Raw genomic sequence first — 11,996 nt, forward strand, 5'->3', positions numbered from 1 at the left:
ATTCAACCATGAATTGAAACACACAATTGCATTCCAAAAATTCCAGTTAAGATAAGAAATTTGCAATGGCGAACAAAGAAAAGCAAATGATATTACACACATTGATAGCACATTAACATATAAGTGCCAGTTAGATACAAAACCTAAAAAAAGATGAAAAAAACTCTAGTTTATAACTCATCCTGATAGACATTTAACATATTGCGTACAAATTGAGAGATGATCTCTTTCAGCTCAAGCGGATATTCAACCTGCGCATAGCTCCCCGTATTCAGCAACCAGATCGCAAAACCATGCAATTCACTATTCGAAAAGTGTATGCGTACAGTTTCTCCCAAGTCCTCTTCTCCTAGAAAACCATACCAAAACTTGGATTCATCAAGATATTTTAGCCTACTTTTAGGCACCAGAACACAGATGTTTGCTTCAGAAGAAACAACCGAATTCTCAGCCATGTACTCGCTAATCGTTAGATGTTTTTTCCCTTTAAAGTTTTCCGAGCTGACTTCCAATTCCTGGATGCGATCGAGTCGGAAGTCGCGATAAGCACTGCGCAACTGGCACCAGGCAAACAAATGCCAACGTGAACTGTAATTACACAAACCGATTGGCTCGACCTTTCGCCATTCGGCAGCCTCAGCATAGCGCGCTTCATACTTAATATTTAAGACCTGCTTATGCACCAAAGCCTGCTGAATCTCATTCAAGTACAAACGATTAAATCGTTCGCCATAAGAATGATAGTTGTATACAGCAATCCGCTCGTGCAATTTTTCCAGGTAGTCCTTTTCCCCTGGTTTTAAAATAGCCTTCACTTTGTAAAGCGCTGAGCAAAAATCACTTTTGATCTTTTCATCGCTCATCTTCTCAATAAGCTTTTCGCCAAATAGCAAGGCTGAAGCCTCATCGCTGGTAAACATGACCGGAGGTAACTGATAGTTTTCCTGTAAAAAATAGCCAATACCGGCCTCGGCCCCAATGGGGACACCGGCTTCTTCGAGTGCACGGATATCGCGATAAACCGTTCGCAGGCTGATGTCAAAACGCTCAGCAATCTCCTGGGCTTTTACAATCCGCTTGCTTTGTAGTTGAATTAAAATGGCATTGAGCCGGTCGGTCCGGTTCATAAATCAAAGGTTGGTGGATTAACTCCACAAAGTACATAATTTTTACCAATTAGCTTTTGCTCTTTCAATAAAACTCCACCACTATAGAAGCCCAGATTGAGCAGAAAAAATCGCTATTTGAAGGACTGCCCTTTCCAAATAACCATTTGTTTTTGCTCTGTCATTAAACTTATAAAAGCTCGTCGACCATGTTTCCGGATATAATCAATGGAGGCCGGCCGATCGGACCGGAAAATGAATGCAAAAGCTGAAGCAATTAAATTTTGGTACTTACTGCATTCGCGCGGGTTAGAAACAGAACAATCGGCACAAGTATCCAGCCCATTCTCCAAACAACAAGACCGGATTTTACACCAGCCTGCCTTTTCATTTTCCAGGCAGCCTCCACACTTACCTGCTTGTAAGCGTTTACAGTTGCCACAGTACAAACCGCATTTCGCTACCCAGTCCAGTTTATAAATTGTTTTTGTCATCCCTTATTTTATAACTAGCATTCAATCTATTTTATTGATTGAAAAGCCTCAACATTATGTCCTACGTACTCAAAATCAAAGAGGTTAAAACAAACGTCACCAAAAATGAGACAAAGCAGGAAAACCCACTTCTTTGCGCCCATAGAAGCAGGTAATCCCTCTTTGTAAAAGCAGTTTATTGCTGAATTTCAATCTGAATTTCAGTCACATTGTTTGCTTCATTTTCAAAATCGCAGGTGTGATACACTTCTCGGCTCACCCCTGTTGGGATAATTCCTTTTCGGCCCATTTCTCCGAAGATCCGCCCATAAGTTTCTCCTAACTTCTTCCACGGTCCTTTGTGAATTTCGGTTATACAAGTCATTTCGGGAAGCTCACAAAAAACAAACTTGCCAGCATCACCCTTGGCCTCAACAATAGGTTGGCATATTTCCAGTTGAAAAGGCGTATCTGGTTTTCCATCTACGCCCCGATACGCCCAGACTTGTGGCCCCGCTACTCCCAGGCCAGGCTCCATTGCTTTATTCATAATCTCATTCGGAACATCCCCCGGATCAGTCATGATGTTAGCTAGCGTCGTGGTTAATGAATACTTGAGAACGGTTGTCTTTTGAATGCTCTTTTTTTCCATGGCATTTGAGGTTTTAAATGTTAATAAGAAGAGTCTGCATAAAAACTGCAATCCTCGAATTTGTTTCTAGTTCTATTTCTTCTACAAAGGAAAAGCAGACAAGTGACAACAGTATGTCAGTAGCCTTTCATAAAATACAATTTTAATTAAACTACCTCTTTTTCTTCTTGCTGTTTTAGCAAGAATTCCAAATGTGGTTTCATCTTGAATTCCTGATAAATACGTTCGTATTCTTCATCCAGATTAAGGACTTTTTTAAAGGACTTTCGGACGGCTCTCACCATGGTATTTTTATCGGTAAAACGAGATGATACGAAATCAAAAATGTCAACCTTGTACCCGCCTTTTTCCAGTAAAAGTGCCCGCATACTGTCAGCAATCATCATCAATGCCTTGTCGCGAAATGCTTTATGGCGAATAACCGATTTCAACAAGCCCGACTTAATTTGAATGGAGTTCTGACAGCAAGCCACCGAGAAGATAAAGCGTGCCTGAAGACGCAAGCCCATAAACATGGTTTTGTCCGTTGCGGTGTCGCAAGCATGTAAGCTATAAACAGCATCGACTTCTTTTTCCAGGCTAAAAGTATCAATGTCACCAGCGTGAAAATAGAGGTCGTCAAAGTTCATTCTTCGGGCTAATTTCTCATTTTGGCGCATCAACTTGGCATTGTGATCAACACAATGAATCTCCAGTTCGCGTCCTTCCAGCTCACGGTAGAAATAATAAATCAAGTAGCTCAGGTAACAATTCCCTGCAGCACTGTCAATAAGCACCAATTTTCGTTTGGCTGATGTTCGCCGTAGTTCAGCATGAATGATTTCAAGATAAGCCAGTACCTGTTCAATTTTCACCTGCTTGTCAAGACTCGATTGAAACTGGCTGTTTTGTAATTTGATTAAATAGAAAAGTTCGTTGAGCTTTTCCCTCAACTCTTTATTAACTAACATTTTATTACCTTTTTGAATGAATTCAAGAGGCAATTATGTTGCATTAGAAATTTGACACGAATGAAAAAATAAGGCAAGTAAAAAACGACTTATTGCAAAAAATCTAATTACAACAATCACCTCTTCAGTTGTTTTTAATTGAAGAAATTGAATGACATCCACCTTTCTGGTCAATGTCCATCCTGGTATTGTTTGTGTAATTTCGATTTTTAGCAATCCCAAACCACTGTTCTCTTTTTACAGCGAATGGGGTGGTTCCCCGGCAAGTGTTTTTTATTTCGGAAACAAAGCTATAAAAAACATTTGATTAATTCCTTCTCTTTGTGTTTCAAAACGATCAATCAAAAAAGGAGGCTGTTCCTTTTTCAGAAACAGCCTCAACAATCAAGCGCTTTAATTTATTTATATCTCCGGTTATTCTTTGATGATCTTTCGAACAACTGCTCCTTCGTCAGTACTGATCCGGACAAAATAGAGGCCGGGAGAAATCTCATCAAACATCAGACTTTGATCGCCAGTAAGGCTTTCTTTCTGATAAACGACAACTCCACTGGAATTGACAATTGAAAGGTCATAATCATTACGATCAAATTCGATGTGAATCTGACTGTTTACCACCGTAGGATAAACCTGAACTTGTTGATCCAATTTAACCTGATCAACGGATGTTGGAATATTCGGATTAGGATCTTCCTTATCGTTAATGCCATCACCATCTGAGTCCGGATTTAGTGGATCCGTTCCCATCGCTTCCTCCTCTTCATCGGTTAAACCATCATTGTCATCATCCGGATCCAGAATATCAGCAATTCCATCCATATCCGTATCTACAAGAATCTCCAATAAGCCCGATGCTGAACCTTCATAATTCTGATCATCAATGACCACCTCTACCGAATATTCGCCAACTTCAGTAGGAATCTCTGCGTTCCCTTCATAAGTAACCAGGGTATTTAAACCTTCAGGGTTGGTGCTTACAACAGCTTCCTTGGGCGATCCGTCATAAGCTACCGATAAGTTCTCCAGCGAGATTGTTGCCTGTGCTTTATTAACGATCAAGGTTCTGCTAATTCTAATTGCATTGTAGTATTCGTCATTCCCGTTTTGATAAGCGTGAATCATGCAAGTTCCTGCACCAACCAAATGCACCACTCCATTCTTAACGGTTGCCACATCCAAATCCGAAGAAATATAGCTTACCGACAAACCCGAAGTCGCTGTTGCATTTAAACTGAAGTCCTTATCACCATACGTTTTTGCTTCTATTTCTGGGAAATAGATGGATTGATTCTTCTTGGTCGTTTTAAAAGTTACAATGCTTCCATAACTTGTTCCGACGCCATTGGTTGCAAAAGCTCTCAGGTAGTAGGTTTTGTTAGCCGTAAATCCGGAATAGTCTTTAGAGAAACTTCCAGCCCCCGAGCCATCGCTCACCACAGTTATATCTGCAGCTCCAATTTTCGGATCAGAATTCACAAAAGAATAGACAATTCCACGCTCAGTCACGTTTGAGTTCCCTTCACTGGTAATTGTACCTCCTAAAGTGACCTGTTGATTGTCTACGACAGGGGTCAAGGTTGTTACTGTTGGAACTGTAGCTCCAACCAAAACCGCATTTGTTGCCCCCACACTATTTAAAGTCAGGTTAGCATTATTTCCGGCGACATCTTTTATCGTTCCTCCATTAACAGCCAACGAACCAACCACAATCCCGTCGGTATCCAAGTCCCCGCCCTGAACCGTATAGCTGAAGGCTAAAGCAGAGCTTCCACTTCCGCTCTGATAGCTAGCCTGGCGTGTGGTTGCTCCAATTGTAAGCGCAATTTGAGGAGTTCCGGCATCGGTATTGACGGTAACAGCCTCATCAAAGTTGATGGTAAAATCTAAGTCCTGTCCAGCGACATAAGTCGCATTAGCAGGAACGGAAACACTTGTTACCGTTGGAGCAACTGCATCAACTAAAACAGCAGAAGTAGAGCCCACACTGTTTAATGTGAGGTTGGCATCGTTGGAAGCCGCATCTTTTATGGTACCTCCGTTAGCAGATAAAGTACCAACGGCAATTCCATCGGTATCGAGCTCGCCATTCTGAACAGTGTATCTAAATTCTATGGCATTCGTTCCACTTCCACTGAGGTAAGCAGCCTGTTGAACAGTACTTCCAACCGTTACAGCAACTTGAGGCGTTCCGCCAGTTGTATTGACCGTGACATTTTCATCAAAGCTTACCGTGAAATCTAAGTTCTGTCCAGCGATATAAGTTGCATTAGCAGGAACGGAAACACTGCTTATAGTTGGGGCAACTGCATCAATTAAAACAGCGTTAGTAGAGCCAACACTGTTTAAAGTAAGATTGGCATCATTGCCGGCGGCATCTTTGATGGTTTCTCCGTTAGCTGACAAAGTACCAACGGTTACACCGTCGGTATCCAGCTCACCCGCTTGAACCGTATAACTGAAGACTAAAGCAGAACTTCCACTTCCGTTCTGATAGGTAGCCTGACGTGTTGTACTCCCAATCGTAAGCGCTATTTGAGGAGTTCCGCTGGTAGTTGTAACGGTCACATTTTCATCAAAGTTTACGGTAAAATCTAAATCTTGACCTGCAGAATAAGTTGCATTGGCTGGAACGGAAACACTGCTTACAGCTGGGGCAACTGCATCAATTAAAACAGCAGCAGTAGATCCAACACTGTTTAAAGTAAGATTGGCATCGTTGGAAGCCGCATCTTTTATGGTACCTCCGTTAGCTGATAATGTACCAACAGCGACACCGTCCGTATCCGAATCACCTGACTCTACGGTATACCGAAATAATAATGCATTCGTTCCACTTCCATTGAGGTAAGCAGCCTGCCGAGTAGTACTCCCAATTGTAACAGCAATTTGAGGCGTTCCGCTGGCAGTTGTAACAGTCACATTTTCGTTAAAGTTAACGGTAAAGTCCAGGTTCTCTCCGGAGCTATAGGTTTTGTCAGCAGGGACGTCTACACTTGTTACCGTTGGGGCAAGAGCATCAACCAAAACAGCAGTAGTAGATCCAACACTGTTTAAAGTAAGATTGGCATCGTTGGAAGCCGCATCTTTTATGGTACCTCCGTTAGCTGACAAAGTACCAACGGTTACACCGTCGGTATCCAGCTCACCCGCTTGAACCGTATAACTGAAGACTAAAGCAGAGCTTCCACTTCCACTCTGATAGATAGCCTGGCGTGTTGTACTCCCAATCGTAAGCGCTATTTGAGGAGTTCCTCCTGTTGTATTGACCGTGACATTTTCATCAAAGTTTACGGTAAAATCTAAGTCTTGACCTGCAGAATAAGTTGCATTGGCTGGAACGGAAACACTGCTTACAGCTGGGGCAACTGCATCAATTAAAACAGCAGTAGTAGATCCAACACTGTTTAAAGTAAGATTGGCATCGTTGGAAGCCGCATCTTTTAAAGTACTTCCATTGGCAGCTAACGAACCAACAGCAATCCCGTCGGTATCCAGGTCGTCCGATTGTACAGTATACCTAAATAATAATGCACTTGTTCCACTTCCACTAATATAAGTAGCCTCGCGTGTGGTAGCTCCAATGGTAAGCGCTATTTGAGGAATTCCTCCAGTCGTATTGACCGTGACGCTTTCATCAAAATTAACGGTGAAGTTCAAGTTTTGGCCGGCTACATAAGTCGCATTTGCTGGAACGGAAACACTGTTAACAGTTGGACCAACTGCATCGATTAAGACGTCAGATGTGCTTCCCACACTATTTAAAGTAAGATTGGCATCATTTCCTGCAGCATCTTTTAAAGTACTTCCATTGGCAGCTAACGAACCAACAGCAACACCGTCCGTATCAAGGTCACCTTCAAGAACAGTATGTCTAAAAACTAAAGCACTTGTACCACTACCGCTAATATAAGTAGCTTGACGTGTGGTAGCACCAATCGTAATTGCCATTTGAGGTATTCCACCTGTAGTATTTACAGTTACATTTTCATCAAAGTTTACGGTAAAATCTAAATTTTGCCCTGTTACATAAGTGGCATTGGCAGGAACGAAAACACTGCTTACAGTGGGTCCAACTGCATCAACCAACACACTGGTCGTGCTTCCCACATTATTTAAGGTGAGAACAGCATCATTCCCATCAGCATCTTCTAAGGTCCCTCCATTAGCCGACAAAGTACCAACAGCTACACCGTCCGCATCAAGTTCCCCATATTGAACTGTGTATCTAAAGACTAATTCACTAGTTCCACTGCCGCTTATGTAGCTTGCTTGACGTGTGGTACTTCCAATAATAATCGCTATTCGAGGAATTCCGCCAGTTGTATTGACCGTGACATTTTCATCAAAGTTTACGGTAAAATCTAAGTTTTGGCCGGCTACATAAGTCGCATTTGCTGGAACGGAAACACTGCTAACAGTTGGGGCAACTGCATCTTCATCAATGATCGTAAGAGTTACCTGTTGAGTCCCATCTTCTATAGCATTAGTGGGAGCTCCCATATCAATAACAACCGTCTCATTCCCTTCTTCTATCCCATCATACATAGATGTAACACGCATACTGTCTGTCAAAAATCCAGCAATAATCGTAATTGTGCTTCCTGTAATAGAATAGTCGGTTCCTCCACCTGTGGCAGTACCACTAAAAGTCAGAGGAATAGTCACCGTTACTCCGGCCGGCGCTGATAGTTCTCCAATAATAAAGGCTTGTCCACCGCTTTCATCAGTAATCGGGTTGTAGTGATTCCTTGTAAAAAGAGTAGCAGTAGGCTTAGCATCATCATTCGTAATGGTATATGTAATTTGTTGAGTACCACTTTCTGTGCCATTGGTCACTGAAGAGATGTCAACAACAACCGTTTCATCACCTTCAAATAGCATATCGTTTATATTCTGGAGTGTAATGGTTCCAGAGGTATTTCCCGGAGTAATGGTGATCGAACTACTGCTTCGGTTATAGTCAATTTGATTGATTGCAGTACCTGAAAAATCCAAATTCACGGTTACATCTGCGGCATAAGTATTTGAAAGCGTTGCATTTATTTCAGATGCTGTCGTTATATTTTCAGCTTTGCTGCCAGGAGTTACACTGAGCGTTACGGTAGGTACAACTGCGCTTGAAATAACGGTTGTTGTATTATCCGTATCGGTATCTGTACCGTCATTTATTTCTACCGTAAATGTGGTGGTCTCATTAGTGGTTGTTCTGTTATCTGTTGGATTAAAAGATAAAGCTCTTAGCTTTGCTTGTAAGTCTGCAGGAGTAGTGCTTGCTATTGTATAGGGACCAGAACCAGAAAGTCCAGTACCTGTTAATACTCCTTTAGCATTATTGTCTAAAGTAATAGTTGCTGATAAGTTATCTCCATCAGCATCTGTGGTTGTAATGCTTGAAAAAGGAGAAATTGTACTGTTGTCATTTACAGTTTGACCAGAAGAAGTTCCCCCTATTACTGGAGCTGTATTTAAAACAGGGGCAGCAATTGAACTCAACGTTATATCTCTAAACTCGATATTGTCTGAGTTTGAGGATCCATCTAAGTCGGCGGTAATTATAATTTCAGCTACATTAGGAACTGAGCTAGTCTCACCAAAAATTGTTTTAGCGGAGACTTCTGAATTAAAACTTAAAGGAGCTTGATAGGCAGCAGAAAGAGTCCACGTATCAATAGTATTACCAGAAGAGTTTTTAAAGACAATTTGCGTATTAGTTAATGTTCTAGAACCAGTGAATGGTCCCCATGACATATCATCAAAAGTAAATGTTCCTGTATTAATACCATCTCCCTTAATAGTACAGGTGAAGCTTGCAGTACTGGAAACACCAACCGTTATTATTGGATTGTAGAATGTCATATTATCGGAAATGATAATGTTTGCTGCAGAAGGACTGGTTGTTATCGATTTGTAACCTCCAGTACTACTACCTAAAGCAGAAAAGGTATAGGTCGTTTGCGCAAACGATACATCAACAACAGTAAAACAGATAAATAAAACAAGGCTTGTAACAAAGTAGATTTTCTTCATAGTTTAAATTGGGATATATTCATACTAATACAATTTCTTCCAGCTAAATTTTTGTTCTAGTTGTCAAAAATTAGTTCCCAATCGCATACCTATTTGTAGAAAAGGCTGAACAAGAATCGATCTTATTCGAAAGATGAGAAAATGCTAATAAGGCAACTGAACAAGTTGTTTATACTTAAATTAAGCATTTTTCTCTCTAGGAAGTTACAACAACAAACTGAGCCTGTTTGTTTTGTGCAGAAATAAAATTTAACTCACCAGCAATGGCCTATTTGTTATTAAAATCGGCCATAAAGTCTCCAAAATATGTTTAGCAATAGCTTTTCACGAAAAAGGCTTGAAGGGGTATAGTTTTTGCCTGTTAGTTTAATACAAAAATTAACTTCCCAGCCATGCGAGCTTTACTAACCATAGCATTTTTCCTTTTCATCCTTCTTTCAGGGGCAGGAGAAAAAGTGCATGCTGCTCGCTTAGATTCCATTCAAATCATTATTCCCAAAGAACAGCTTATCTTACCTGGAGAAACGTTTAACTTGGGTGTGCTTGCCTATAAACGCAATGGGAAAATAAAAAAGAATTCAGGCCTGCTTTGGCGCTACAAAGTTGAAGTGGTTGGTGGCACCTATCAAGCCGGACAAATTACGGTCAATCCGGAACTCAGCCCATCCAAAGGCAAATACATCCGTATTAAAGTTTTCCCGAGACGCCACCCCGAACTTACCCGTGAAGCTTATGTCCCGCTGAATTACGAAACAAATCTGGAATTTGTGCCCACCCATTCGTTTGACAAAGCACCGGGAGTTCGAGTTGAAGGTCAGTTGATTCGAACTTACAATAACGGACAAATTCGTGTTTCGGATAAACTAAGAAAGAAACGCGAAGCTGAAAACTTTCGATTTGCAACTGACGGAGGATTCTGGGATAAAGGAAAATTCACCATTCATCCAGATTTTCAACAAATTAAAGGCCACCAATCTCGCTTATTCATTCAATCGGTTAATACTCCATCAATCATTGATACCTTTTCAATTCAGCTCGATTACAAACACAACTACCAACTTCAGGTTTATGGTCGATCAGGAATGGATGGGCACCATGGCTTTAGTGGAAGCGATGGTTCTTTCGATGGAGCAGACGGTTCTCCTGGAGGTCATGGAGCAGATGGTGAATATGGCGAACATGCTCCCGATATTGGTGTTTGGGTTGATTTATACCACGACTCACTTCTCAACCAGCCATTGCTGTATGTGTATGCTGAAAACCTGTGGACAGGCAAAGAACACCGCTACCTGATTAATCCTGCAGGAGGCCATTTTTCGGTTAACTCAATTGGTGGACGTGGAGGCGACGGCGGACATGGTGGACGCGGAGGAGATGGAGCCAAAGGGCGCGATGGCGAAATTTGGATTGAACGAAAAGTTGAGAAAAAAAGGGTGCACAAGCCATTCAAAGAAACCAAAATAGTTACTGAAAAAAAGACCATTACAAACAGCGAGGGTGAAGAAGAAGAGATTGAGGTCAAAAAAGAAGTAGTGGTGACTGTTTGGAAAGAAGTTGAAGAAGAAGTCGTTATTGAAATCAAGCACCAATATCCTGGTTTAGATGGCGGCAATGGCGGTCCTGGTGGAACGGGAGGCATTGCTGGCGATGGTGGTGACGGAGGCTCTATTTGGCTTTACTTTACAGAGGATGCCCGTCCATGGCAACACTTAATTCGCGCCCGAAGCTCTGGTGGATCGGCAGGACGCAACGGAGATGGCGGTCGTGGTGGCAATGGTGGTCGCGGTGGCGATGGCAAACCAACCGGAAGATCCGGATACAATGGACCAGACGGCCCTTCGGTTTTTGGCTGGGCTTATGATGGTCACGATGGCAAAATTCAGATCATGCCAACCGAAGAGTTTTTCTTCTACCTTTCAGTTACTCCCTAGCGCTCGTTTGCTTACCTTCGAAGTAACTCAAACTGAGTCATTACCTGTTGAGTAATCGGACCGGGGGTTCCGTTCCCAACTGTCCAATCATCAATTGTGGTAATGGGAACAACTAATTTGGTTGTGCTGGTCAAAAAGATTTCATCAACGCCTGCAAGCTCCGACAGCTCTATCGAACGCTCTTGCGCAGGTAGGGCTAACTGCTCAAGCAAGTCCAAAACAAGCTCACGAGTAATTCCTTTCAATACACGATCTGCGGGAGTAATTACCTGGCCATCTTTCACCACAAAAACATTCCCACGCGAGGTTTCCTGCACCGTTTGACCATCATGAAACAAGATGTCCATCACCCGCTCATCAGAACAAGCATCCATCCAGAACTGGCCACTCAGGTAGTTCGTTGACTTGGCTTCAGGCAAAAAACGTTCGTATTGTTTGGTTACCAAACGCGCTCCATGTATATAAAGCGACTCCGCATAAGTAGGCATTGTGGTTGGAAAAGCATACAAAGCTCCCTCGTACCAACCATTCCTAGCAGCGGTATGTGGTAGCACAAACAGCTTGATAAAAGCATTCTGCAGGTTGTTTTTGGCAATTAATGCTGCTAACACCTCTTTTAGTTGATCGTTAAAGCCGGTTTTTAGATGCAATAAATTCATGGAGTTCAACAAGCGTTTTACATGCCGATCGCCATAAAAAGGCTTTCCGTTAATCACCTCTAAAAACTCAAATGCACCGTAGCCCCGGTTAATCGAAAGACTCGTAATGGGAATACTTATTTCCGATAAATCCCGAAAAGAACCGTTGTCAAATCCAATCATAGCATAAATAGTTGTCGCAGCGAAATTACAAAGGAT

General features: G+C 42.0%; 7 protein-coding genes. 1 reads left to right on the forward strand and 6 read right to left on the reverse strand.

Annotated elements, in window-relative coordinates:
* Nucleotides 1–170: 170 nt before the first annotated feature.
* The 5 genes from BM156_RS01530 to BM156_RS01550 form a co-directional block, all read right to left on the reverse strand.
* Nucleotides 171–1,127 (reverse strand): helix-turn-helix transcriptional regulator, encoded by a 957-nt coding sequence (locus tag BM156_RS01530; protein ID WP_093918056.1) that lies wholly within the window; start codon nucleotides 1,125–1,127, stop codon nucleotides 171–173.
* 113 nt (nucleotides 1,128–1,240) lie between these two features.
* Entirely contained in the window at nucleotides 1,241–1,600 is a 360-nt protein-coding gene (locus BM156_RS01535; protein ID WP_093918057.1) for a DUF3795 domain-containing protein, read from the reverse strand.
* Nucleotides 1,601–1,775: 175 nt separating this feature from the next.
* The gene (locus BM156_RS01540) at nucleotides 1,776–2,231 is read right to left on the reverse strand and encodes a GyrI-like domain-containing protein (RefSeq protein ID WP_093918058.1); all 456 of its coding nucleotides are present in this window, start codon (nucleotides 2,229–2,231) and stop codon (nucleotides 1,776–1,778) included.
* Nucleotides 2,232–2,377: 146 nt separating this feature from the next.
* Nucleotides 2,378–3,181, reverse strand: coding sequence for a methyltransferase (locus BM156_RS01545; RefSeq protein WP_093918059.1), 804 nt, complete (start codon nucleotides 3,179–3,181; stop codon nucleotides 2,378–2,380).
* Nucleotides 3,182–3,595: 414 nt separating this feature from the next.
* Complete coding sequence (locus BM156_RS01550; protein ID WP_093918060.1) at nucleotides 3,596–9,208, reverse strand: MBG domain-containing protein; 5,613 nt, start codon at nucleotides 9,206–9,208, stop codon at nucleotides 3,596–3,598.
* 392 nt (nucleotides 9,209–9,600) lie between these two features.
* On the opposite strand from BM156_RS01550, the gene BM156_RS20855 reads away from it, so the two are divergent.
* Nucleotides 9,601–11,139, forward strand: a complete 1,539-nt coding sequence (locus tag BM156_RS20855; protein ID WP_093918061.1) for a collagen-like protein — start codon at nucleotides 9,601–9,603, stop codon at nucleotides 11,137–11,139.
* A gap of 11 nt (nucleotides 11,140–11,150) precedes the next feature.
* On the opposite strand, the gene BM156_RS01560 is transcribed toward BM156_RS20855, so the two are convergent.
* On the reverse strand, nucleotides 11,151–11,960 hold the full coding sequence (locus BM156_RS01560; protein WP_093918062.1) for an aminotransferase class IV: 810 nt from the start codon (nucleotides 11,958–11,960) through the stop codon (nucleotides 11,151–11,153).
* Between the last annotated feature and the right edge of the window lie 36 nt (nucleotides 11,961–11,996).

Origin of the sequence: Sunxiuqinia elliptica (assembly GCF_900113005.1) — a bacterium.
GTDB classification, from domain to species: Bacteria; Bacteroidota; Bacteroidia; order Bacteroidales; family Prolixibacteraceae; genus Sunxiuqinia; species Sunxiuqinia elliptica.